Here is a 25396-nt window from a genome sequence, read left to right as displayed (position 1 = left end):
AATAGCTCTACTAACCCATCCTGCCCTTAACAATTAATTGTTGAGGGAACAATCAGTCCGTGATTCGAGCGAACATGTACAGCAGTTTATTGCCAAAAGTTATAAAATAGCATCAATAAAAAAGGCCCAATAAACTATTGGGCCTTTCGCTTTAAAAGATTAAATCGTAAGAATATTATTCAGTAACAGCTTCTACAGCAGCCGCTTTAACTTCTGCTTGTTGCTTTAAGGCATCAACAAAAACAAGGTAGTTACGATTGATTTGCTCAGCATTAATACTTTCTTTAGTACGGGCATCAAGCTCTGTGACAGGTGCGTTTTTCACCGCTAATAAAGAGACGAGCGCAACATCACCATTTGCTAACGTGATACGATTAACAACAGGCTTATCAACAGGATGAGCCATTTGGAATACGTCTTTGGCTAAACCTGGCACTAAATTATACGCATTGCGTTTAATATCGCGTGCTTGCTCAACCTGTAATGATTGCTCAGCAGCTAAGTCAGCTAGGCTAGTGCCTGAGCTTAATTTCGCATAAAGTTCATCACCACGTGTTGCATTAACTTCATTAGCTTTTTGCTTCACTAACACAGCTTTGATTTGATCTGATACTTCAGCTAATGCTTTAGTTGCTGCTGGTTTATGCTCTTTTACACGTAAAACCACAACATGTTCATTCCCAAGTTCAATCAATTCTGAATTTACTTTATCTTCTAACAACTCAACTGAGAATGCAGCATCAAGTACTTTTGCATCATTTAAAGGCGCTGGAGCATCAAAACGACTAAACAAAGCGGTTGATTTAACTTCTTGTTCCACTGCAGTCGCCGCTTCAGAAAGTGAATCGGCCACTTCAAAAGCAAGTTCAGCTAAGCGAGTTTGTAACTCATAAAAATGCTCTGTTTTATGGTCTTGTTCTAAACGAGCTGTTAGCTCATCTTTTACCATATCAAGTGTTTTAATTTGTTCAGCTTGAAGGTCGGTAAGTTTAATGATGTGAAAGCCAAATTCAGATTTAACGACATCAGAAATATCACCTTTCGCAGCTAGAGAAAATGCAGCCTCTTCAAATGCAGGATCCATCATATCACGATCAATCCAATCTAAATCACCACCGTTTTCAGCGCTTACAATATCGCTAGAATCTGATTGAGCTAATTGGGCAAAATCAGCACCTGCTTTAAGTTTTGCCAATAAATCTTGCGCTTTTGCTTCAGAAGCAGCTTCATCATCACCTAAGTCAACTAAGATATGGGCAACACGGCGACGCTCAGGCTCAACATATTGCGCTTTATTATCATTATAAAGAGCTAAAATCTCATCATCCGTAACGGCTTTAACTACAGGTAATGTTTCAGCATTGAGCTCAACATATTCAACTGAAACTTGTTCTTGTGATAAAAATTGACTTTGATTAAGCGTGTAATAGTCACTAATTTCTTGCTCTGTGACGGTAATGTCTTTGCTAACTTGATCAGCAGTCAATAATACATAATCTAAATCACGAACCTGAGTTTGTAGCTGTGAAATTGTAACCATTTCATTTGGTAAGGCAAAATCGCTTGCAGCAACTGCTGTTACTAATTGGCTACGAGTCATTTCTGTACGTAAGTAGTTACGGAAAGTGTCTGGTTGGAAATTCATTTGACGAATGACCTGTAAATAACGGTCATTACTGAATTGTCCACCTATATTGAAATAAGGCAAGGTGCGAATTTCTTCTTTAATTGCTTCATCACTAATACGAAGACCTAATTCATTCGCTAGCTGTGTTTGTAATTCTTGTTGCACTAAGCGGTCGATAACACCTTCACGAACACGTGCCATATAGGTGGGATCGCTGGCAATTTGGTTAAAATACTCACCAAATTGTTGCTCTAAACGGCTACGCTCATTTTCATAAGCACGCGCGAATGTTGTTTGACTGATTTTTTGACCATTCACTACAGCTACAGGTTTTTCAGTAGTTTGCCCTAAGTAGCTGCCAATTCCGGCCAAGGCAAATGACAAAATGACTAAACCAAGAATAATCTTGGCTGTAAGTCCCTGTGAGCCTTCTCTAATTTTCTCTAGCATTATTAATTCTCTTTAGTCTGTGCTGTACTGCAATGTAAAAAAAGCGCATCTTAACAGATGCGCCTTTTTACTTAAAGTTTTAGGCAAAATTACTTAGCCAAGGCTTTGTAATTGCCAGCTTTATGAAGCCAGCTTATACCATCAACTTACGCATAAACGTCTGATTAGTTTACTGCGTCTTTAAGTGCTTTACCTGCTTTAAAAGAAGGAATGTTAGCAGCTGCGATTTCAATTGTAGCACCAGTCTGTGGGTTGCGACCTGAACGAGCTGCGCGCTCACGTACAGAAAAAGAACCAAAACCTACTAGTGCAACAGAGTCACCGTCTTTTAATGCAGTTGTTACTGCATCAATGAATGAATCAAGTGCGCGGCCTGCCGCTGCTTTAGAAATATCAGCGCCTGCAGCGATTTCATCAATTAGTTGAGACTTGTTCACAATATCATCCCCTTACATTGTTATTGTAGCGAGCGTTTGATTTATTATTTTTTACAAACGCCACTTATTGTTTTAATAGAAGTTATGAGAACACAACTGTCTAATTACTAATTCTTCGTAAGCCTAGGCTCCACAAGGGCTAGGCTTAAAAACCAGTGCCTAACTTAGCATACATCATCGATTTGAAAAGCCCTTTACAGCACTTTTTTAACGATTTTTATGCTTTTTTTTCAGTTTCGATTGAAAAAGTATCAACTGGGTGCACTAACGCTAATTCAAGTACCTCATCAATCCACTTAACTGGATGGATTGAAAGGCCTTCAATTACATTTTGTGGGATTTCTTTTAAATCTCTTTCATTATCTTTTGGAATAATGACAGTTTTAATACCACCACGATGTGCTGCGAGTAGTTTCTCTTTTAGCCCACCGATTGGTAATACTTCACCACGCAAGGTTATTTCACCAGTCATAGCGACTTCAGAGCGTACAGGATTACCTGTTAAACTCGACACCAAACACGTTACCATTGCAATGCCCGCACTTGGACCATCTTTTGGCGTAGCACCTTCTGGCACATGAACGTGAATATCGCGTTTTTCATGAAAATCGGTATTAATACGTAATTTTTCAGCACGGCTTCTAACTACGGTCATCGCAGCTTGAATTGACTCTTGCATCACATCGCCCAAAGAGCCGGTGTAAGTCAATTTACCCTTACCAACCACTACGGCACTCTCGATGGTGAGTAAATCACCACCAACTTCAGTCCAAGCAAGTCCGGTAACTTGGCCAATACGATCATCACCTTCAGCTTTACCGTAATCAAAACGCTGAACACCTAGATAAGTCTCTAAGTTTTCTTGATTAATTGATACTTTTTTCAAATCTTTAGTCAGTAAAATCTCTTTCACTGCTTTTCGGCATAATTTTGAAATTTCACGTTCTAAACTACGTACACCGGCTTCGCGAGTATAATAGCGAATAATGCCAATAATGGCACTTTCATGAATATCAATTTCTTTCGCTTTAAGACCATTTCGAGATATCTGCTTTGGAACTAAATGCTTCATTGCAATATTTAGCTTTTCATCTTCGGTATAACCTGCAAGACGGATCACTTCCATCCGGTCTAACAACGGCCCTGGAATATTAAAGCTGTTAGAAGTAGCAACAAACATTACGTCAGAAAGGTCATAATCAACTTCAAGATAATGATCGTTAAATGCGGTATTTTGCTCTGGATCAAGTACTTCTAATAATGCTGAAGCAGGATCACCGCGCATATCTGATGACATTTTATCAATCTCATCAAGCAAGAAGAGTGGATTTTTCACTCCTACTTTTGACATATTTTGTACGATTTTTCCTGGCATAGCACCAATATAAGTACGGCGGTGACCTCTGATCTCAGCTTCATCACGCACACCACCCAGCGCCATACGAATGTACTTACGGCCTGTAGATTTAGCGATAGATTGGCCTAAAGAGGTTTTACCTACACCTGGTGGTCCAACCAAACATAAAATTGGCCCTTTGAGTTTATTTGTGCGTTGTTGTACGGCTAAATACTCAATAATACGCTCTTTTACTTTTTCAAGTCCGTAGTGATCAGCATCAAGCACTTCTTGCGCTGCTGCTAAATCTTTTTTGACTTTAGAGCGTTTTTTCCATGGAGCACCTATCATCCAGTCGATATAAGAGCGCACAACGGTCGCCTCGGCCGACATAGGAGACATCATTTTTAATTTATTGAGTTCTGTCCGAGTTTTAGCCGCTGCTTCGACCGGCATACCAGCTTCTTCAATTTTCTTATTCAGCGTTTCAAATTCATCAGGTACTTCATCAAGCTCACCGAGTTCTTTTTGAATGGCTTTCATTTGCTCATTCAAATAGTACTCACGCTGGCTTTTTTCCATTTGCTTTTTGACGCGTGAACGAATTTTTTTCTCAACTTGTAATAAGTCGATTTCACCTTCCATCACCGCCATTAAATACTCAAGGCGGTCGGTCACATTGGCAATCTCAAGTACTTTTTGCTTTTCAGGTACTTTTAGAGGCATATGAGCCGCCATAGTGTCAGCTAAACGAGCGGGCTCATCAATTGCTGAAACCGACGTTAGGACTTCTGGTGGGATTTTTTTATTGAGTTTAACGTATCCTTCGAACTGGCTAATCGCACTACGAACAAAGATATCTTGCTCTTGCTCTGGAATATCACTCGATACTAAAAACTGCACATCCGCCATAAAAAAGGCGTCTGTTTGGGTGAATTTATTAATTTTAGCGCGCTGAGTACCTTCCACTAACACCTTTACAGTACCGTCAGGTAACTTTAGTAACTGTAAAATGGTCGCTATAGTGCCGACATCAAACACGTCCTGACTTTCAGGCTCATCGATTGCTGCATCTTTTTGTGCAACTAAAAAAATCTGTTTGTCGTTTTCCATCGCTGCTTCAAGGCATTTGATGGATTTCTCGCGGCCAACAAATAACGGAATGACCATGTGTGGATATACCACTACATCCCGCAATGCTAACACTGGAATTTCGACACAATCCGTACGTTCAAGCGTCATTATTATTCTCTAGTACTTTGATTTAAAATTAAGACTACTGGAGTATATGGGGATATTTCCAGTAAAGATCAACGATTTTATTAAAAAAGGAGCCTTTGGGCTCCTTTTTGATTAATAATAAAACAATTTATTCGGAAACCGCTTTATCTTGATGACTATTTTCATAAATGAGAATTGGATCTGACTCACCTTTAATGACTGTTTCATCAATAACAACTTTTGAAACATCTTCCATTGAAGGTAACTCGTACATCGTTTCGAGTAAAACACCCTCAACTATTGAACGAAGTCCACGTGCGCCAGTTTTACGATCCATTGCTTTTTTAGCAATTGCTAACAGTGCATCATCTCTAAACTCAAGCTCCACATTTTCCATTTTGAAAAGGGCGCCATATTGTTTAGTAAGGGCATTTTTTGGTTCATTCAAAATCTGTACAAGTGCTGCTTCATCAAGCTCAGTAAGCGTTGCAACGACGGGTAAACGGCCAATAAATTCTGGAATTAAGCCGTATTTAACCAAATCTTCTGGTTCAACATCTTTGAATGATTCACTAATGCTTCGACCTGCTGCAGATGACTTAACATCAACACCAAATCCAATACCTGTATTTTTAGTGCTTCGTTGCTCGATAACTTTATCAAGACCTGCAAACGCACCACCACAAATAAACAAGATTTTAGAGGTATCAACCTGCAAAAACTCTTGTTGTGGATGTTTACGACCACCTTGAGGCGGTACTGATGCCACAGTGCCTTCAATCAGCTTTAATAATGCTTGTTGTACACCTTCACCAGAAACATCTCGGGTGATTGACGGGTTGTCTGATTTACGAGAAATTTTATCAATTTCATCGATATAAACAATTCCGCGCTGTGCTTTTTCAACGTCATAATCGCATTTTTGTAACAGCTTTTGGATAATGTTTTCTACATCTTCACCTACATAACCCGCTTCGGTTAATGTAGTGGCATCAGCCATTGTAAATGGAACATCAAGTAATTTAGCCATTGTTTCTGCAAGAAGGGTTTTACCACTTCCTGTAGGGCCAATCAGTAATATATTACTTTTTCCAAGTTCAATATTTGATGATTTATCTTGGTTTTTTAAACGCTTATAATGATTATAAACCGCAACCGATAACACTTTTTTGGCATGGTCTTGGCCAATTACATAATCATCTAAATGAGCGCGAATTTCTTTTGGTACCGGCAATTTTTCAGCCGCACTGGTTTTAGGTGCGATGTCTTTGATCTCTTCCCTGATGATGTCATTGCATAATTCAACACATTCATCACAAATATAGACCGAAGGGCCAGCGATTAATTTGCGTACCTCATGTTGGCTTTTACCACAGAAGGAGCAATATAACAGCTTGCTGCTCTTGTCGCCGTCAGTACGATTATCGGACATTAAGCTACCTCTTTCGTTACTATTTACTACTGCTATAGCAGTAAATAGTCTGGTTAACAAACTTACTTTAAATCACGTTGCGTTAATACAGCATCAACTATGCCATATTCAACTGCTTGTGCACCGCTCATGAAATTATCACGATCAGTATCGCGTGAAATAACTTCAATTGGTTGGCCTGTGTGCTCTGCAAGTAAACGATTTAATTTATCTTTGATTGATAAAATTTCACGTGCATGAATTTCAAAATCAGAAGCCTGACCTTGGAAGCCACCTAATGGTTGATGGATCATTACACGAGAATTAGGTAAACAGAAACGTTTGCCTTTTGTGCCACCTGATAACAAAAATGCGCCCATACTTGCAGCTTGGCCCATACACACTGTACTTACATTAGGTTTAATGAAGTTCATCGTATCATAAATTGCCATACCCGCAGTGACGGAGCCACCAGGTGAATTGATATAAATAAAGATATCTTTTTCAGGGTTTTCTGACTCTAAAAACAATAATTGCGCCACAATTAAGTTCGCCATGTGGTCTTCAACTTGCCCAGTCAAAAAGATGACGCGCTCTTTTAGTAGTCGCGAATAAATATCATATGAGCGCTCACCTTTAGCAGTTTGTTCAACGACCATAGGGACTAATGCGTTTAGGGGATCTGTCACACTATTAAACATTATTATAGATTTCCGTATTCGCTTAAAGGGTAATACCATTGATAGTAAAATGGCCCGGGTAACACTAACAATTTAGTGATACACGAGCCATTTAAACTTTTGCAGAGTTTTAAGTCAATGACTTATTGTGCTGCTTGCGGATTCATGATCTCATCAAATGCCGCGGTTACTTCTGCAACTGTTGCGTTTGCTAGGATAGCTTCGATTGCTTGCTCTTCCATTGCTACGTTTTGCATTTGTTGCATTAATTGTGCGTTTGATTTGTAGTACTCTACAACTTCAGTTGGATCTTCATAAGCAGAAGCCACAGTTGCAATTAACGCTTCAACTTTCGCATCATCAACTTTGATTTCATTTGCTTTGATTACTTGACCTAGCAATAAACCTGTTTTAACACGCTTAGCGGCTTGCTCATGGAACAATTCAGCCGGTAGCTCAGGCATGTTTTGTGCGTTGCCGCCAAAACGTTGTACTGCTTGTTGACGAAGTGCATCAATTTCTTGTGAAACAAGCGCTGATGGTGCATCAACTTGGTTAGTTTCAAGTAAACCAGCGATCACTTGCTCTTTCACTTTACCTTTGATTGCTTGCTCAAGTTCACGTGTCATATTACGTTTAACTTCAGCTTTAAGCGCATCAACACCGCCTTCAGCAACACCAAATAATGTAGCGAATTCATCATTAAGCTCAGGTAATTGTTGAACTTCAACTTTTTGAACTGTAATTGTGAATTGAGCAGCTTTACCTTTTAAATTTTCAGCATGGTATTCTTCAGGGAAAGTTACATCTGCAACTACAACTTCGCCCGCTTTTTTACCAAGGATGTTATCTTCAAAACCTGGGATCATACGACCTTGACCAAGTTCTAATGGGAAAGCTTCAGCTTTGCCACCTTCAAACTCTTCGCCATCGATAGTACCAACAAAATCGATTGTTACACGGTTGCCTTCAGCTGCCACAGCATCTGAATCAGCCCATGTAGCATGTTGCTTGCGTAATGTTTCTAACATTTTAGCAAGATCAGCGTCAGTCACTTCAACAACTGGCTTTTCAACATTGATTTTTTCTAAATCTTTTAATTCAACTTCTGGGAATACTTCAAAAGTTGCAACGAATTCTAAATCTTTACCAGCATCTAAAGCGCCTGGTGCGAAAGTTGGTGCACCTGCTGGGTTTAATTTCTCTGCGATTACTGCTTCGTAATATTTACGTTGCATTAATTCACCAGCAACTTCTTGACGAACTGCTGTGCCGTAACGCTTGTTAATGATTGACACTGGTACTTTACCAGGACGGAAACCATCAATGCGTTGAGTTCTTGATAGTTGTTGTAAGCGTTTTTTTACTTCAGAGTCAATGTTCGCAGCTGGAACAGTGATAGTCAGGCGGCGCTCAAGGCCCTGAGTCGTCTCAACAGAAACTTGCATGATTTACCTCAATCTTTGTATTTTTGGCGTTGTAACGCCTTCCTTAAGACACAATGACAAGCATTGTGCTCACGCCCTATGGACGCATTCTTATTAAACCTATAGACGCGGCATTATAACGCAATATTTTGTTTAGTCGAGTATAGGAATTAAATAATTACAGTGCTGAGGTATGGATATGAAAAATAAGAGTTTTATTTGAGGTGTTATAAGTAGTTTTGGCATTAAATTGATGGTCGGCGATGCAGGATTCGAACCTGCGACCCCTTGGTCCCAAACCAAGTGCGCTACCAAACTGCGCTAATCGCCGATGAGTGTATTGCTTTTTTAAGATGGTCGGCGATGCAGGATTCGAACCTGCGACCCCTTGGTCCCAAACCAAGTGCGCTACCAAACTGCGCTAATCGCCGATGAGTGTATTGCTTTTTTAAGATGGTCGGCGATGCAGGATTCGAACCTGCGACCCCTTGGTCCCAAACCAAGTGCGCTACCAAACTGCGCTAATCGCCGACTTAAAGAATGTGCAATAAAGAGTGGTCGGCGATGCAGGATTCGAACCTGCGACCCCTTGGTCCCAAACCAAGTGCGCTACCAAACTGCGCTAATCGCCGAAATCTTTATTTTTACACGTTGTGTGAATGGGGTGGCTGATGGGGATCGAACCCACGACAACCGGAATCACAATCCGGGGCTCTACCAACTGAGCTACAGTCACCGCTACACAAAAAAAAATGGCGCACCCGGAAGGATTCGAACCTTCGACCCACGCCTTAGAAGGGCGTTGCTCTATCCAGCTGAGCTACGGGCGCATCTTACTTCGCAAGTGCTAAGTGGTCGGCGATGCAGGATTCGAACCTGCGACCCCTTGGTCCCAAACCAAGTGCGCTACCAAACTGCGCTAATCGCCGATACTTCTATTGTTATCTAGAGGAGAACCTCGTTGACAACGGGGTGCATAATAGTGATTTGACCGATTGGCGTCAAACACTTTTTAAATAAAAACGTTCAAGTGCTTATTTTTACAGCGGCTTGTCGGTTTTTTATTGATTTTGTTGATTTTAACAACAAAACCTTCGATATCCCATAATGCTAACTTGGCGCTTCACTGGATTCGTGAGAAAATATAATTCGCTCTAGTATTAACCCCAAATCTAAAAGGTCAACCATGACGGCAAATATCATTGATGGTAAGGCAATTGCTAAACAGGTTCGAACATCTGTTGCACATCGAGTCGAACAACGTATCGCAGAGGGACTTCGTGCTCCAGGTTTAGCTGTAGTATTAGTCGGCGCAGATCCCGCGTCACAAGTTTATGTGGGTTCTAAACGTAAAGCGTGTGAAGAAGTTGGCTTTGTTTCAAAATCTTACGATTTACCAGGCGACACCTCTGAAACTGAATTACTCACCTTGGTTGATACGCTTAATAATGATCCTGAAGTAGATGGTATTTTAGTACAACTACCTTTACCTGCAGGATTAAACGCAGAGAAAATCTTAGAACGTATTACCCCTTTAAAAGATGTTGATGGCTTTCATCCTTATAATATTGGCCGTTTGGCACAACGAATGCCAGCACTTCGACCATGTACTCCAAAAGGGATTATCACTTTACTCGATTCAACGGGTGTGCGTTATAAAGGAATGGATGCGGTTGTTGTTGGTGCGTCAAATATTGTTGGTCGTCCAATGGCGCTTGAATTACTTCTTGCTGGCTGTACAACAACTATTTGTCATAAATTCACTCAAAATCTTGAGCAACATGTTCGTCGCGCAGATCTGGTTGTGGTTGCCGTCGGCAAGCCTGCTTTTATTCCAGGCGAGTGGATTAAAGAAGGTGCCATTGTGATTGATGTTGGGATTAATCGCCTTGAAGACGGTAAATTAGTAGGTGATGTGGCCTATGATGTCGCGGAGCAACGTGCAAGTTTTATTACTCCAGTGCCTGGTGGCGTAGGTCCTATGACTGTTGCTAGCTTGATTGAAAATACCCTCGAGGCCTGCGAAAAATACCACAGTTAATTCAATTTTAATTGAGCTTTTTTTGCAATAAAAAAACCGCATTTAAGCGGTTTTTTTATTGCTTTGACGCTGTATTACGCTTTGCGCCAAGTTGTTTTTCCAGCACTGTCTTCGAGTATGATATTCATCGCATTTAATTTATCGCGAGCATCGTCAGCAAGCGCCCAATTTTTATCGGCGCGCGCTTGGTTACGCTGTGCAATTAAGGCTTCGATTTGCGCCACTTCATCTTCGTCTTGATTACCTTGTAAAAAGCTCTCAGGTTCTTGCTGAGCAATCCCTAGTACTTCGGTAATTGCTTTAAGAACAAACGCTAACTCTGCAGCTTTCGAACTGTCGGAATCTTTAACTCGATTTATTTCTTTCGCTAACTCAAATACAACAGGTAACGCTTCTGGTGTATTAAAATCATCATTCATTGCTTGGCGAAATTTTGCCACATATTCGTTAGCAGCCAAATCGACAGGTGTAGGTGTCACACCACGTAAAGCCGTATAAATACGCTCTAATGACGAACGAGCTTGATCTAAATTTTCCTGTGAATAATTAAGCTGACTGCGGTAATGGCCATTAATTAAGAAAAAGCGCACTGTTTCACGGTCATATTGTTTTAATACTTCACGTACGGTAAAAAAGTTATTCAGTGACTTTGACATTTTTTCTTTATTAACTTGCACCATACCGGTGTGGATCCACGTATTTACATATTTTTGACCTGATGCACAGCATGATTGAGCAATTTCATTTTCATGATGGGGAAATTGTAAATCCGAGCCGCCACCATGAATATCAAAATGATCACCCAAATGTTTTGAACTCATGGCCGAGCATTCAATGTGCCAACCTGGGCGACCTGCTCCCCATGGCGATCCCCAACTTGGTTCTTCTGGTTTCGCTTTTTTCCACAAAACAAAATCAAGTGGATCATCTTTGCCCATATCCACTTCAACACGAGCACCCGCTTGGAGCATCGAGAGGTCTTGTTGTGACAATGCGCCATAAGCTGCAAAGGTTGACACATCAAATAATACATCGCCGTTACCAGCAATGTAAGCATGACCTTTTTCGATTAAACGCTCAACCATCGTAATAATTTCTGGTATGTGACCCGTTACTGTTGGCTCAATATCAGCCGGGAGCATGTTTAATGCATTAAAATCTTCATGCATTGCCTTAGTCATACGCACGGTTAAATCATTAATTTCTTCATTATTTTCATGGGCACGCTTAATAATTTTATCATCGACATCAGTAATATTTCGCACATAAGTCACGTCATACCCTAAATGGCGAAAATAGCGATTCATCACATCAAAAGAAACATAAGTGCGCGCATGGCCGACATGGCAATAATCATAAATGGTAATACCGCACACATACATGCTGATTTTACCAGCAACCATTGGTTTGAATTGTTCTTTTTGACGGGTAAGTGTGTTGTATATTTGTACCATTGATTAACTATCCTTTTTTTAGGCTAAGTAGTTATATTATCACCTCCCCCGCCGATGCTCTATACCTTTGTGAATTACTCTTAACTAAGATAAAATGATCGTCGACTTTTTATTATTGAATAGGAATAAGCATGGTTGTTTTACATACTAACTTTGGTGATATCAAACTTGCGATGCATCAAAATGAAGCTCCAAAGACTGTTGAAAACTTTTTAAACTACGCTAACTCAGGTTTTTACAACGGCACTATTTTTCACCGTGTAATTGATGGTTTTATGGTTCAAGGTGGTGGATTTGCACCGGGTATGGAACAAAAAGAAGTCGGTGAGCCAATAGAGAATGAAGCTAACAATGGGCTAACGAACAAAGTTGGTACCGTTGCAATGGCACGTACACCGGATCCTCATTCGGCAACAGCTCAATTCTTTATCAATGTAAATAACAATTCATTCTTAAACTTCTCAAGTGCAACATCACAAGGCTATGGCTACTGTGTATTTGCCGAAGTCGTTGAAGGCATGGATATTGTTGAAAAAATCAAATCAGTAGCAACTGGCAGCAACGGTTTTCACCAAGATGTTCCTCTTGAAGATGTGATCATCCAAAGCGTAACTGTAGACGCTTAATTGCTTTTTGCGCATTGGTCACAATGCGCATTTCCTCCTCATTTTTTATTCAACTAAGACCTCATGAGCAAAACATATTTTATTTCAGATCTTCATTTAAGTGAGGAGCGCCCTGATATCTCCGCTGCTTTTTTTACTTTTTTAAAACAGCATATTGATTGCGCAACTGACGCTCTTTATATTCTTGGGGATTTTTTTGAGGTTTGGGTGGGTGATGATTTTCAGACCCCGTTAACGCAACAAGTCGCCTCAGAATTAAACAAATTAGCTCAGCAAGGCACTGCTATTTATTTTGTTCATGGTAATCGAGATTTCTTGCTCGGGAAAAACTATGCCGCAACAGCAGGCATCCAACTACTGCCAGAACAATCACTGATTGACTTATACGGTGAAAAAGCGGTTATTCTACACGGCGACGAAATGTGCACTCAAGATGTTGAATACCAAAAATTTAGAAAAAAAAGTCGTGGTTGGTGGTGGCCCAAATTAATGCTTACACTACCACTTTGGTATCGTCAGTCCGTCGCTAAAAAAGCAAGAGCAAAAAGTAAACTGAGCCAGCAAGGCAAAACCCAACAAATACTTGATGTAACAGATGAAGCTGTACTGGCGATGTTTGAGCAATTCAAAGTAAATTTAATGATCCACGGCCATACCCACAGACCCAATATTCATCAATACTCAACCGCCCAAAACACATGTAAGCGAATTGTGCTAGGTGATTGGTATGATCAAGGGTCTTACTTACTGGTTACCGCAGAGGAAAAAAAATTAGTTTTTACCCCTTTTGAAGAAAAGGCGTAAATACTTATCACGCCAATGGTACACCCGAATGAAATTTGAAGTTAGCATCATCGGTTAAGATAAGTTGCGCTTCAACCTCTGCAAAAAAAGCAATTCGCTCTTCGACATTAAAGCGTATTGGATCAGTTTGAGCTGCAACATCACTTGCAAGTGCAATATAATCTTGATAATGCCTAGCTTCTGAGCGCAATAATGAAATGTAAAACTTTGCTAACTCTTCATTTAAAAAAGGAGCCAGTTTTGCAAAACGCTCACAAGAGCGAGCTTCAATAAATGCACCGATGATCAGTTTATCAATCAAGGCCGCGGGTTCATAAGTACGAACATGTTTAATCATACTAGCGGCATAGCGCGAAGCCGCCGATGGTTCAATGCTAAAATCTCGCTGCTGAATAATTGCCAATACTTGCTCAAAATGATGTAACTCTTCTTTAATCAAGCGCACCATTTTATCAAGAATATCCTGATTGAGGTCATCCCCTTCTTTGGCTTGCAGCTCACCTACTAATGCATTTTTACCCTCGCTAAACTGGCCATCGCCAACACCACGATAGACAAAATCTTCATAGGGTTTTAACCAAGCAAGTAAGCCACGGGCACTTTTATCATCTATTGCGTATTTACGGATCAAAAAGGCGGCAGATTGTGCTGCCTTTAACTCACAATGCATATGATCAAGGAGCAATAAGTGTAAATTTTCAGGCTTAATAGCCTCTGTAACCCATGCATCAGGAGTTTCACATTGAAGAAAATCATAAATAGGATTTAACAAGGTTTGGTATTTTTCTAACATAATTTCGACTGCAATAATTCAAACGCTTTTATTGTATCACAGCATTTAAATTGGATAAGCGCTTAAAGTAGGCTCTTTTATCGCAATACATGTAACGTTTATTGACAAGCTTGACAAAGGTTAACCTTTCGTTAATACCTTAATGGAGTGTATAAAAAAACAACACAGTTATTTTAGTTAGGGAAATAGGAATATATTTATGATATTGAATCACTTATGGGGTATTTATGCCCATCCAAAAGAAGAGTGGCATTCGATTGATGATCGCCATGAAAGTTTTAAATACAGTTTATCTCATATCTTACTGATTGCTTTAATCCCATCTTTAATGGGCTATTACTCGGCTGTTTACCTTGGCTGGAGCATCGGCTCTGGAAAAGATATTTTCTTAACCTCACAAAGTGCTTCCATGATAGCCGTGGCAATGTATTTTGCGCTCATTGCTGGTGTATTTGCTCTTGCTTATTTAGCCCTTTGGATGGCACAAACCTTTGGTGCAACACCAACTTATACTCAAACCCTTGAATTATCGGCATATACAGCAACCCCCATTTTTATGGCCGCGTTTGCTGCATTTTACCCTGAGCTTTGGTTTATTGTTTGTGTTGGGCTAGGAGCTTTAGCTTACTCCGTGTATTTACTTTATACCGGGGTGCCAATTTTAATGCATATCCCTGAGGAGCGCGGTTTTATTTACGCAAGTTCAGTTGTAACAAGCGGTTTAATATTATTGGTGATCATTTTAGCTGCAACCGCCATTATGTGGACCTCAGGCTATGCACCTGTATTTAATTAGTTTTCACTTTCCTTAAGTTAACAAAAAAGGAGCATTTGCTCCTTTTTTTATTAATCATAATGAGTCAATTATTCTGTTGAGTCCTGATTGTGTAACTCTAAACCCGATGACATTGCATCTTCACGATGAGATTTAGCTGCATCGTTACGCAGTGCTTCTATACGGTTTAAGTACTCTTGATCGATATCACCCGTCACATAATGACCGTCAAAAACCGATGTTTCAAAACGTTTAATTTCTGGGTTTTCTTTACCAACCGCTTCAATTAAATCTGGTAATGATTGGTATATCAGGCCATCAGAACCAATATAAGCATTAATATCTTCTACTTCACGACCATGAGCAATAAGCTCGGTTGCCGATGGCATATCAATACCATATACATTCGGGAAGCGTACTTCTGGTGCTGCTGATGCGAAATAAACGTGCTTAGCCCCTGCTTCACGCGCCATTTCTACTATTTGGGCAGATGTTGTACCACGAACAATCGAATCGTCAACAAGTAATACATTTTTACCTTTAAACTCACGTGCAATTGCATTAAGTTTACGGCGCACTGACTTTTTACGTTCCTCTTGGCCAGGCATAATAAATGTGCGTCCAATATAACGGTTTTTCACAAAACCTTGGCGATAAGGCACATTTAATACAGAGGCAATTTCAAGTGCAATATCACATGACGTTTCAGGAATTGGGATAACAACATCAATGTCTTTATCAGCCCATTCACGCGCAATTTTCTCACCTAATTTTGTGCCCATATTAACACGCGTTGCATAGACAGACATTTTATCTATGGTTGAATCAGGACGCGCAAAATATACAAATTCAAAAATACAAGGCGAATAAGTCGCATGCTCTGCACACTGCTGCGAATAGAGTTGACCTTCATTAGTAACAAAAATCGCTTCACCCGGGGCAACATCGCGTACAAAATTAAAGCCATCAGCATCTAGTGCGACACTTTCTGAGGCAAACATATATTCAATGCCTTTACTCGTTTCACGCTTACCAAATACCAACGGGCGAATGCCATTTGCATCACGAAATGCCAGCATGCCGTGTCCGATAATCATCGCTATTGCGGCATAACCACCAACCACTTTTTCATTCACTGTCGTGACAGCGGTAAAAATGTGCTCAGGAGATAAATGCAACGTATCTGGTTTAGATAATTCGTGCGCTAAAACATTTAATAATACTTCAGAATCTGATGTCGTATTAACATGACGTTTTGCAACAGAAAATAACTCCTCTTTTAACGCTTCCGCATTGGTTAAATTACCATTGTGCGCAAGTGAAATTCCAAATGGAGAGTTAACATAAAAAGGTTGCGCTTCAGCTGAACTTGAAGAACCTGCGGTAGGATAACGCACATGGCCAATACCCATGTTGCCTTGTAAACGCTTCATATGACGAGTATGGAACACGTCTTTCACTAATCCATTATCTTTACGTAAACTAAACGTATTGCGATCGATAGTGATGATGCCAGCTGCATCTTGTCCTCGATGCTGTAACACAGTTAAGCCATCATAGATCGCCTGATTAACAGGAGAAGTTCCGACTATACCAACAATACCACACATGTAATTATCCTCGCCGATTAACGGGTTACAGAAGTTAGAAAGCTTGAGTTATTTTCTAAATAGGTAAAAAACCATTCAATAACAAAGCCAAATTCAGGAATTAAAATTGAGCTAGTCCACCACTGCGTCTTGGGTGCAGCAGTAAAAGCATCGAGAAAAAACAATATTGAGCTGACAACCAATACGCCACGCAGACCACCAAAAACTAATCCAAAAATACGATCAGTGCCTGACAGCCCAGTACGCTGAACTAGTTGACCAAGAATATAATTTAAAATACCACCTACAATTAACGTGGCGATAAATAGAATCGCTACCGCAGCAGCATTACGAAGGAGTGGCTCAGATATTTGCGTTAAAAATGCAGCCAAACTTTGATAAAAAAAACTAGAGATAAAAAAGGCACTTGCCCAAACAGCAAGTGACATGGCTTCTTTGACAAAACCACGAAGCAAACTAACACATGTCGAAATCGCAATAATACCTAAGATGGTATAATCAACCCAGATCATAGAAAACCAGCCATAGTTAATTTCGGGCGCATTCTATAAGACCTAGTGCTAAATTGCCAGATCATTTTGTAACTTCGAACACTGTGACTTTACCGTTTAGCTTGGTTAGCTCTTTCAATTTAGGGAGTTTTTGCTCCAAAATTTCTTTTTTCAGTTCTGGTCCTACAAACACTTTAGTGAGTGTTCCTGAAGGGGTTTCTACTGGTCGAGTAAACGCCGTAAAGCCTGAACTTTTAAGTTTAGTAAGTAGATTTTGTACATTCTCTTGATCTGAAAAACTACCAAGCTGAATCACATAAGCAAATTGATTTAAATTCGATTCGGCCGGACGCTCAAATGTTTTAGGGGGGCTCAATGTGCTGATTTGCACATTTTTTTGCTCGGATGCACTTTCTGGAGTTTGAATTAAACTATCTGATGATTGATTGTTTTCATCAAGATTCAGTAAATCATCACTAGGTGATTCATCTTCAAGCACAACTTGAGTATCTGGCAGTTGTGCATTGATTTCGTCTTCAGTGGGTGGTTTTTGCAAATCAAACTTTTTAAATTCAGGCCTATCCGGTATCGTTTTAAAGCCTTCTTTTAGCTGTACTTTTTCACCATCCAAAATATTTGGAATGAATACAATTGCCGCAACAAGCACAATAACAGTACCCACAAGTCGATTTACAAAAACTGAGTTCACCTAAGCTTCCTCTTTATTTCGCCAGTATGAAATTGCATCGGCAACGGTATAAAACGAACCAAATACAATCAATAGCTGTTTATTAGTTGTTATTTGTTCATTATCCAACGCTATTGCAACAGAAGCAAACTTTTGCAGCGTTTGCACGCCTAGTTCAGTTAATATCTGCACCATAAAATCAGCATCTGCTCCACGAGGTCCAGTTAATGTTGCAACTCGCCACCCATCTACGATAGGTATTAAATGCTTAAGAGCAGCTGGCTGATCTTTATCTTTTAACATGCCAACTAACGCATTAATTTCATAACCTTGCTCTTTGTAAGCGTTGAGTTTTAACGCGAGATAAGCCGCTGATTCTGGATTATGAGCTACATCAACCACGACAAAAGGCGCTTGGCTCAAAATCTCAAAGCGCCCTTCTACCTTTAAGCGACTTAATTGTGCTTGTACAACAGATTCAGTGGGTAACAATCCTAACTGATTAAGGGTCGCAAGTGCAGTCGATACATTTTGAGCCGGGATAGCGGGCTGACTAAAGCGTATTTTGTTATCCCCACTTTGCCATAAATAACCACTCTCGTTTTGGCTCAAATTAAAGTCTTGCTGCGCCAAACAGAGATTAGCTCCAATTGCTTTCCCATGATTTAGAATACTCGCGGGAATAGCTAAATCGCCAACAATCGCAGGTGTTACTCCTCTAAAAATACCTGCTTTTTCGAAGCCTACAAGCTCACGCGTATCGCCTAAATATTCTTTGTGATCTAAATCGATAGTCGTGATCACAGAGGCTATTGGCGTCACAATATTAGTTGCGTCGAGTCTGCCCCCTAAACCAACTTCAAGCAAAATAAAATCTGGCTCAGTGTGGCGGAAGATTTCAAGCGCACCCAGAGTGCCAAACTCAAAATAAGTCATTGATATGTCGCCACGCCCCTTTTCCAATGCAGCAAAGGCAGCTACATGGTAATGATCATCAAGTTGTTGACCATTTAAACGAACACGTTCGTTATATTTTATAAGGTGTGGAGAGGCATAAGTGCCAACAGTAAAATTTTGCGCTAAAAGCAACGCTTCTAAACAGCGCGCAGTTGTGCCTTTACCATTAGTACCTGCAATTAGAATGATTTTACTTTTAAGTGAAAGGAGTCCCATTTTTTCGGCAACAGCTGTTACACGCGTTAAACCCATCTCAATATTGGTAGGATGTATGCCTTCTAAATAACAAAGCCAATCATCAAGGCTAGATGATTGGCTAGGAATATATTGTGTCATTAATAAATTTCAACAATTAAAATAATATTATGCAACTCTATGTTCTTGGTCCGGCGACGGTAAGCCCATAAACTTAGCGACTAGTCGGCCTAGTTTATCACGCATTTCACGGCGGTCGACTATCATATCTATCGCACCATGCTCAAGGAGGAACTCACTACGCTGGAAGCCTTCTGGTAGAGTTTCACGTACTGTTTGTTCAATAACACGCGGGCCTGCAAAACCAATTAAGGCTTTTGGTTCAGCAACGTTAATATCACCTAACATAGCTAATGATGCTGATACACCGCCCATAGTCGGATCTGTTAGTACTGAAATAAACGGCAAGCCTTTTTCACTCATTTTTGCCAGAGCCGCACTTGTTTTTGCCATTTGCATCAGTGACATAAGTGCCTCTTGCATCCGAGCGCCACCTGAAGCAGAAAAACATACCAGCGGCATATTGTGCTCTAAACACAAATTAACAGCATCAACAAAACGCGCACCGACAACCGATGCCATTGAACCACCCATAAATGAGAATTCAAATGCAACTGCTGCAACTGGTACACCTTTTAAACGGCCAGTCATTGCAATTAAAGCATCTTTTTCACCACTTGCTTTTTGCGCAGCAGTAATACGGTCGCTGTATTTTTTTGAATCTTTAAATTTTAAGATGTCTTTTGGTTCATGCTCAGTACCAATTTCAACTCGGTCGCCATCATCTAAGAAACATTCAAGGCGTTTACGAGCACTGATCCGCATATGGTGACCACATTTAGGGCATACACCAAGCTCTTTTTCTAGCTCAGCTTTATATAAAATAGCATCGCAGTCGGTACACTTGGCCCAAACACCTTCTGGGATTTCCTTACGGCCTGACGATTTTGTTTTAGGTAAGATCTTTTCTAACCAGCTCATTCGCAATTCTCTTAATGCTAATATTTTATCGCTCGCTGACTGCCATACTGCGCAGACAAATTTTCCCAATTAAACCATTATTTCTTAGACTAAGGTATAAAAAACTGGTCTAAACTGTCAGTCTTTGTACTTTAAGTAATTTAATTTATTAGTAATCTGGTAAAAATAATGGTCCCGGCTGAGTTTTTGGTATGCCCCATTGCTCAGGATAATCAACATCAACCAAATATAAACCCGCCGCTTTTGCTGTTGCACTGGCTTTAGTTCTATCTTTTAGCTCTAAAACGTCCTTCATCCAGCTTGCAGGATATTTACCAATCCCGATATCGATTAAGCAGCCAGTGATATTACGCACCATGTGATGTAAAAATGCATTCGCTTTGATATCAATCACAACATAATCGCCAAATCGGTCAACTCTCAAATGCATGATATTACGAAAAGGCGTATTCGATTGACAATGCACCGCCCGAAATGAGGTAAAATCATTTTCGCCCAATAAATAACTGCAAGCTTGGTTCATCGCATCGGCATCAAGTGGCAAATGATAATGACTAATGCCATTTTTTAAAATGCCCGGACGGTTATTCTGATTCAAAATGACATAACGATAACGGCGTGCTGTTGCACTAAAACGTGCATGAAAATCCAAAGAGACCTCTTGTGCCCAGCGTACTGCAACAGCATCAGGTAGAACAGAGTTCATCCCTAGATAAAAAGCACTGATATCACGGTTTGCATCGGTATCAAAATGCACCACTTGGCCTGTACCGTGCACTCCTGAATCTGTGCGCCCAGCACAAAATACTTCAACAGGATGATTACAGATCCGAGATAAAGCTTGTTCAACCTCTTGTTGTACACTTATGACGTTATTTTGTCTTTGCCAGCCAAAATAGTTAGAACCATCATATTCAATACCTAACGCAATCCGCATATTGTCCCACTGATATAAATAAAAATTAACACCTTATTATATAAAAATACCCAACAAACCAAAAGCCTTGATTATCAGTGCTACATTTCTCTGTTTCAAATAAAAAACCAGTGAGCAAAGTCACTGGCTTTTTGAAACATAGCAGTTCGTTTAAAGCTTATTTAAGTTGATTGAGTAAACGCCCGGCCTCTTGCTGAACATCGGCAGGACCATTATCAATTACGTCCTGCACTGTCTTAAGTGCGTTGTCGTAATCTTCAATTTCTAAATAAGCACGGGCCAAATCAAGTTTCGCTGAAAAACCACCACTTTCGCTGTCAACGTCCATACCTGGTTCACTTGCTAAAAGTTGATCAAACTCACTTAACCCTAAATCGATTTTAACTTTATCATAAGGTTCATCCTCAGGAACTTGGTCATCACTTTCCTCAAGTAATTGTTCAATATCTAAGTAATCCCCTTCTTCATCTAACTCGTCTGGCTCAGTGATGTCTAAAGGTTCCGCCGACAGTGACTCTTCGGCAAGTAGATTATCAAAATCTAACTCAAACTCTTGTAAGTCGTTAGAGTCTATCTCATCGTCACCTTCTAATTCACTCAATAAAGAATCAAAATCGGTGTGCTCAAGTGGGTCAAGTAGCGCTTCATCTAGCTCATCATCAGCATCGAGATCATCAAGCATAAAGCCTTCATCGCTCTCTTCTAATAATGAGTCAAACTTACTATCTAACTCACTAGTATCATCTTCGCTATGAATGTCTTGTTCTATGCTTTGTAAGTCAGCTTCTAAGTCAGCAATTGTTTTCCCAATTCCACTTTGAGCCAATTCACCAAATTCATCATCTAAACCATCAAGCTCAAAATCTTCGATAAAATCATCTTCAGAAATTTCTAAATCAGCATCAATATCTGAGCTACCTAAGCTTAGTGATTCTTGTAACTCTTTTTCAGTTTGCGATGGCTGAACTGTCGAGTGTCCAAAGTCGGCCATATTTAATTCAGCCAATGCTTCGTCTAATTCAAGTTCAGGGTATTCATCTAATTCAATACTCGGTGTATCAGCTCGCAATTGCTCAAGATCCGCAGTAAGCTCGTCTCCCTCTTCAGTATCGTCAGCCAAATCAATCTCATCAGTGATTAGCTCATCATCAATCAGACCTTCATCGATAAGATCTTCTTCAATTAACAGCTCATCATCTTCAGGTTCAACAAGTTCTTCGCTAACCTCAGGCTCTTGAACATCAGCTTCGTCCAATTCAGCCAATGGATCGTCACCAAGCTCAATTTCACCATCCAGCTCAGACTCATCGGAGTCAAAATTAGCTAAATTCTCATGATAAGGCTCAAGATCATCAAGTTGAGGATTACTCTCTTGTTCTGAGGATGGCTTTTGCGTCTCTAAGTCTGTTGCATCTAGCTCTTCTGTTTCAATGTCATTATCTGATACTTCTTGAGGGTTAGGGTCATCTAACGAATCGAGTAAATCCCTCATATCATCAGAGCTATCAGCCTGTTCTAACTCATCTAATGAATCAGAATCTAAATCAGATACCAGCTCATTTTCATCTTCAATCGATAAATCATTTGGTGTATCCAGCTCATCGCTAGTTTGAACGTCATCTAACAGAGGATCATCTAATGAATCGAGTAAATTATCGATGTCACTTAAATCATCAAGGCTATCTGAGTCATCATCTGCAGGTGCTTCTTCAACTGCAGATGCCTCTAAAGTCTCTAACTCTGTTTGACCCTCAATTTGCTCATCAGCATCGAGCTCATCTAACGTATCGAGTAAATCATCGTCAGGCGCTAACTCAGCGTTTTGAACAAAATCGCTCTCATCGTCCTGATCAGAAACTAAACTATCAAGACTCATCGAGTCATCTTCAGCGTCAATATCATCAGCCAGAGGCTTATCTAATGAATCGAGTAAATCATCAAGCTCGTCTAAATCACTTAACTCATCCTCTTGCTCAATAGGAGTTGTTTCATTTTGTGCAATCAGTTCATCTAGTTCTTGCGGTAGTTCTGTTAAGTCTTGAGTTAATGGCGTATCAGTGGCGCTGAGTAAATTATCGATATCATCTAAATCATCGACTATGTCGGTTAGTTCAGGGTCTGCAATAAGATCGTTATTGTCGTCTAATAAGCCATCAAGATCATCTAAGTCATCGACTAATGCATCATTAGTTGTATCAAGTAAGCTATCTAAATCCTCGAAGTCATCAGTTATGCCATTTACTTCATTATTGCTATCAATATTGATTTCAATATCAGACGAAACACTAGACGCCTCATCGGTAGAATCTAAAATATCATCTAACTCATCATTAGCTGTATCGAGTAAATTATCTAGGTCATCAGTTAAGTCATTGGTTTCATTATCGCCATCAATATTGATTTCAATATCAGGCTCAGAACTTGGTGCTTCATCAATAGCATCTAAAATACTATCAATATCGTCTAAGTCATCATTACTTAAATCTACCGATGGTACTGAGCTTGGCTTATTTTTTTCAGTATCATTTACAGCATCAAGTAAACTATCAATGTCATCAAAATCGCCACCGAGCTCATCTGCATCACTAGTGGGTAGGTCATTATCAAGTAACGTATCATCATCTGATGCAAGCAAATCATCAATTGCTTGCTCTGTCATCGGCTGACTGTCTAATAAGTCGTCAATATCAGCATTATCAAGCGCCTCATCCGCTTGAACTGAATTTAACAAATCGTCAATGTCATCTAAGTCACTGGTTAAGTCATCACTGTCATCTTGTTGATTACCTTCAAGTAATGAATCAATATCATCATCTTTTACTGGCGTATTTGATGCGCTGAGTTCATCCATAATGCCGTCAATATCAACATCATCAACCACATTATCATCAGGCTCTAACTCTTCAGGTATATCTATTTCTATATCGGTTTCAGGTAATAAATCATCATCACTGTCAAAATCTTGTTGCAGTAATGCATCGATATCATCTTCGTTTAAAATATTGTTTGGATCGATGGCATCTGATTCTAGATCAGGCACTAAATCATCGAGTTCATCCGAACCATCATCAAAAATTAAATCGTCGCTAAGTAAACCATCTAACTCATCTTGATTTAGCAGTGAGTCACCTTCAAAGTCATCTAAATCTAATTCAGGTTCATCCTCTTCATACAAGATATCATCAGGCTCTGGCAGCATGTCGTCATTATCGTGTACATCATCAAGCTGAATAGAGTCATTAAGTAGATCATCAAGCGTATCATCTGCAAGGCTGTCATCGATACTCATCAAATCAGGTGAATCTGTTTCAAATGGCGGAGGTGGTGGCGCAGGCGCTACGGCTGGTTTTGGTGTATCAAAAATATTTTCAGGCTCTTGCGCACCAGCTTTGCGATTGCGAATATATAAATACCCACCCACTAACATCATAATCGCAGGGACTGAACCCAAGAAAATCCAAGTGAGCGGATCTGAAATAAATTTTGACCAACTAAATCCAGCTTCTTTTTCTAACATCTCTGCTTTTTGCTGGGCTAATAACTCATTTTGCATCGACAGCATTTCACGCAACTGCTGCTGAATTAAACTATCGTTACCCAGTTGTTCTTTCACGCCGTCAAGCTCAGAAGAAATATTTTCAAGCTGCGATTTTAACTTATTATTTTCCGCTAAAATGGTTTCAACGTTATCGACAGATTCTTTAAATTTCTTTTGTAAATCAACAAGGCGAACGCTTTGATCTTGTTTTAGTTCATCTAGTTCTTTTTTTATTTCTTGCTTCGCATCTTCAACATCAGACTGACGCGCCTGTGTCATTTTTTTCTCAACCAAGTTAATTGTTGAGCTATCTAACGTGCCATTTTTCTTTTTTTCCCACATGGCATCGTCTTTATCCGATTTTTGACGGGCAAGTTCAGGTTCAATGCTGCGAATTTCAGCCAAAGATGGGATTTTTAAATAAGCACCATCACGAATGTGATTAATGTTTTTATCAAGAAAAGAATCTGGATTTTTTTCGTATAAGGCCTGCATAACTTGATAGATCGACACTGAATTATCAGGACGAATTTTCACTGCAATACGCCACAAAGTATCACTTTCTTTTACAGGGCCAAATGAGCGACCTTGTTCACCATAGTCAACACCTTTGGGGCCTTTTAATCGAGTGCCTTCACCACTAGCCAAATTTGGTGTTACCACCAGCACTGACATTAAAAGTAAAATTGAGGCTAAACCACGCATGCTATTCCTTTACTTTCTGAAAATATGTTCGACCAAACGACATTGATTAATCAAACAGGGTTATTTATAAATTTGCAAGCTTCGTTCCAATCTCAAACTATAAACCAGATGATCGCGAATATCCATTGAAAGACTTTAAGAATGAATGCCTT

Annotated in this window: 19 protein-coding genes and 7 tRNA genes; 4 read left to right on the top strand and 22 right to left on the bottom strand. The window is 39.9% G+C overall.

Annotation, left to right across the window (positions count from 1 at the left end; translation table 11 throughout):
• Positions 1 to 175 precede the first annotated feature (175 nt).
• The 13 genes from PTUN_RS05565 to PTUN_RS05505 all read right to left on the bottom strand — a co-directional run bounded on the left by PTUN_RS05565 (position 176) and on the right by PTUN_RS05505 (position 9518).
• Positions 176 to 2077 carry a SurA N-terminal domain-containing protein gene (locus PTUN_RS05565; RefSeq protein WP_009838726.1) on the bottom strand — a complete coding sequence of 634 codons (1902 nt, stop codon included), beginning with the start codon at positions 2075 to 2077 and terminating at the stop codon, positions 176 to 178.
• A 164-nt stretch (positions 2078 to 2241) separates the two neighbouring features.
• Positions 2242 to 2514 carry an HU family DNA-binding protein gene (locus tag PTUN_RS05560; RefSeq protein ID WP_009838725.1) on the bottom strand — a complete coding sequence of 91 codons (273 nt, stop codon included), beginning with the start codon at positions 2512 to 2514 and terminating at the stop codon, positions 2242 to 2244.
• Between the two features lie 217 nt (positions 2515 to 2731).
• A complete protein-coding gene (gene lon, locus PTUN_RS05555) occupies positions 2732 to 5092 on the bottom strand; it encodes an endopeptidase La (protein ID WP_096035239.1) in 2361 nt (786 codons plus the stop codon).
• Between the two features lie 127 nt (positions 5093 to 5219).
• Positions 5220 to 6503, bottom strand: coding sequence for an ATP-dependent protease ATP-binding subunit ClpX (gene clpX / locus PTUN_RS05550; RefSeq protein ID WP_009838722.1), 1284 nt, complete (start codon positions 6501 to 6503; stop codon positions 5220 to 5222).
• Between the two features lie 62 nt (positions 6504 to 6565).
• Entirely contained in the window at positions 6566 to 7183 is a 618-nt protein-coding gene (clpP, locus tag PTUN_RS05545) for an ATP-dependent Clp endopeptidase proteolytic subunit ClpP (protein WP_009838721.1), read from the bottom strand.
• Between the two features lie 122 nt (positions 7184 to 7305).
• Entirely contained in the window at positions 7306 to 8610 is a 1305-nt protein-coding gene (tig, locus tag PTUN_RS05540) for a trigger factor (protein ID WP_009838720.1), read from the bottom strand.
• Between the two features lie 233 nt (positions 8611 to 8843).
• Positions 8844 to 8920, bottom strand: a tRNA-Pro gene (locus tag PTUN_RS05535).
• A gap of 23 nt (positions 8921 to 8943) precedes the next feature.
• Positions 8944 to 9020: transfer RNA gene (locus PTUN_RS05530), tRNA-Pro, on the bottom strand.
• A gap of 23 nt (positions 9021 to 9043) precedes the next feature.
• Positions 9044 to 9120: transfer RNA gene (locus tag PTUN_RS05525), tRNA-Pro, on the bottom strand.
• Between the two features lie 24 nt (positions 9121 to 9144).
• Positions 9145 to 9221, bottom strand: a tRNA-Pro gene (locus tag PTUN_RS05520).
• A 28-nt stretch (positions 9222 to 9249) separates the two neighbouring features.
• Positions 9250 to 9325, bottom strand: a tRNA-His gene (locus PTUN_RS05515).
• A 17-nt stretch (positions 9326 to 9342) separates the two neighbouring features.
• Positions 9343 to 9419, bottom strand: a tRNA-Arg gene (locus PTUN_RS05510).
• 22 nt (positions 9420 to 9441) lie between these two features.
• Positions 9442 to 9518: transfer RNA gene (locus PTUN_RS05505), tRNA-Pro, on the bottom strand.
• A gap of 257 nt (positions 9519 to 9775) precedes the next feature.
• On the opposite strand from PTUN_RS05505, the gene folD reads away from it, so the two are divergent.
• Entirely contained in the window at positions 9776 to 10630 is an 855-nt protein-coding gene (gene folD, locus PTUN_RS05500) for a bifunctional methylenetetrahydrofolate dehydrogenase/methenyltetrahydrofolate cyclohydrolase FolD (protein WP_009838719.1), read from the top strand.
• A gap of 74 nt (positions 10631 to 10704) precedes the next feature.
• Here the strand turns inward: folD and cysS are convergent, their stop codons facing one another.
• Positions 10705 to 12084: a cysteine--tRNA ligase gene (cysS, locus tag PTUN_RS05495; protein ID WP_009838718.1), complete on the bottom strand. Its 1380-nt coding sequence runs from the start codon at positions 12082 to 12084 to the stop codon at positions 10705 to 10707.
• A gap of 131 nt (positions 12085 to 12215) precedes the next feature.
• Between cysS and PTUN_RS05490 the strand changes: the two genes are divergently transcribed.
• On the top strand, positions 12216 to 12710 hold the full coding sequence (locus PTUN_RS05490; protein ID WP_009838717.1) for a peptidylprolyl isomerase: 495 nt from the start codon (positions 12216 to 12218) through the stop codon (positions 12708 to 12710).
• 63 nt (positions 12711 to 12773) lie between these two features.
• The gene (locus PTUN_RS05485; RefSeq protein WP_009838716.1) at positions 12774 to 13514 is read left to right on the top strand and encodes a UDP-2,3-diacylglucosamine diphosphatase; all 741 of its coding nucleotides are present in this window, start codon (positions 12774 to 12776) and stop codon (positions 13512 to 13514) included.
• Between the two features lie 7 nt (positions 13515 to 13521).
• Here the strand turns inward: PTUN_RS05485 and miaE are convergent, their stop codons facing one another.
• Positions 13522 to 14307: a tRNA isopentenyl-2-thiomethyl-A-37 hydroxylase MiaE gene (gene miaE / locus PTUN_RS05480; RefSeq protein WP_009838715.1), complete on the bottom strand. Its 786-nt coding sequence runs from the start codon at positions 14305 to 14307 to the stop codon at positions 13522 to 13524.
• A gap of 199 nt (positions 14308 to 14506) precedes the next feature.
• Here miaE and PTUN_RS05475 point away from each other — a divergent pair, with 199 nt between their 5' ends.
• The gene (locus PTUN_RS05475; RefSeq protein WP_009838714.1) at positions 14507 to 15103 is read left to right on the top strand and encodes a Yip1 family protein; all 597 of its coding nucleotides are present in this window, start codon (positions 14507 to 14509) and stop codon (positions 15101 to 15103) included.
• A 68-nt stretch (positions 15104 to 15171) separates the two neighbouring features.
• Here PTUN_RS05475 and purF read toward each other — a convergent pair whose 3' ends face one another.
• From purF to PTUN_RS05440, 7 genes are all read right to left on the bottom strand, one after another.
• A complete protein-coding gene (gene purF / locus PTUN_RS05470) occupies positions 15172 to 16692 on the bottom strand; it encodes an amidophosphoribosyltransferase (protein ID WP_009838713.1) in 1521 nt (506 codons plus the stop codon).
• 17 nt (positions 16693 to 16709) lie between these two features.
• Complete coding sequence (locus tag PTUN_RS05465) at positions 16710 to 17204, bottom strand: CvpA family protein (RefSeq protein WP_009838712.1); 495 nt, start codon at positions 17202 to 17204, stop codon at positions 16710 to 16712.
• Between the two features lie 61 nt (positions 17205 to 17265).
• Complete coding sequence (locus PTUN_RS05460) at positions 17266 to 17892, bottom strand: SPOR domain-containing protein (protein WP_009838711.1); 627 nt, start codon at positions 17890 to 17892, stop codon at positions 17266 to 17268.
• Positions 17893 to 19164 carry a bifunctional tetrahydrofolate synthase/dihydrofolate synthase gene (gene folC / locus PTUN_RS05455; protein ID WP_009838710.1) on the bottom strand — a complete coding sequence of 424 codons (1272 nt, stop codon included), beginning with the start codon at positions 19162 to 19164 and terminating at the stop codon, positions 17893 to 17895.
• Positions 19165 to 19191: 27 nt separating this feature from the next.
• Positions 19192 to 20064, bottom strand: coding sequence for an acetyl-CoA carboxylase, carboxyltransferase subunit beta (gene accD, locus PTUN_RS05450; protein WP_009838709.1), 873 nt, complete (start codon positions 20062 to 20064; stop codon positions 19192 to 19194).
• Between the two features lie 148 nt (positions 20065 to 20212).
• Complete coding sequence (truA, locus tag PTUN_RS05445) at positions 20213 to 21001, bottom strand: tRNA pseudouridine(38-40) synthase TruA (RefSeq protein WP_009838708.1); 789 nt, start codon at positions 20999 to 21001, stop codon at positions 20213 to 20215.
• Positions 21002 to 21158: 157 nt separating this feature from the next.
• Entirely contained in the window at positions 21159 to 25244 is a 4086-nt protein-coding gene (locus PTUN_RS05440; RefSeq protein WP_009838707.1) for a FimV/HubP family polar landmark protein, read from the bottom strand.
• Between the last annotated feature and the right edge of the window lie 152 nt (positions 25245 to 25396).

Source organism: Pseudoalteromonas tunicata, from assembly GCF_002310815.1.
In the GTDB taxonomy this organism is placed as follows: Bacteria; Pseudomonadota; Gammaproteobacteria; order Enterobacterales; family Alteromonadaceae; genus Pseudoalteromonas; species Pseudoalteromonas tunicata.
Note: the sequence above shows the minus strand (reverse complement) of the source record. Positions and strands in the feature narration are given on the sequence as shown.